General features: G+C 38.8%; 1 protein-coding gene. It reads left to right on the forward strand.

Translation table 11 applies throughout. The features are described 5' to 3' along the window. Window positions 1–443 (forward strand): replication initiation protein (locus ACLF5H_RS37355; protein ID WP_421680413.1); only part of this gene is annotated, 443 nt, incomplete at both ends.

Consider the following 443-nt stretch of genomic DNA (forward strand, 5'->3'; position numbering starts at 1 on the left):
ATTCAGCCTAATCATCCCTATTACACACATTTCTTTGTTTTTGATCTGGATTACCCAACAGCATACATTGATTTCTTTTATTCAATGGTGGGCGTACCTATGCCTAACTTGATTGTAGAAAATCCTGCAAATGGACATGCTCATTATATTTATAAATTACTAACTCCAATTTACCAGACTAACGCAAGTAACGATAAGCCCATAAAATACGGTAATGCGGTGTATTTGGCTCTTAGAGCTGCATTAAACGCAGATATTAACTACAGTGGGCTAATGACTAAGAATGCCGTACATAAGAATTGGCGCACCCATATTCTATGTGAGCAACCATACACGCTCGACCAACTGTCAGAACGCTTAGATTTAACTACAACGCAAATTAACAAACCTATAGCACCTGATGAGGCTATAGGTCTTGGTCGTAACTGCTGTGTGTTCCATAC

The sequence above is a fragment of the Streptomyces sp. LaBMicrA B280 genome (assembly GCF_049222185.1).
Lineage (GTDB): Bacteria > Actinomycetota > Actinomycetes > Streptomycetales > Streptomycetaceae > Streptomyces > Streptomyces murinus.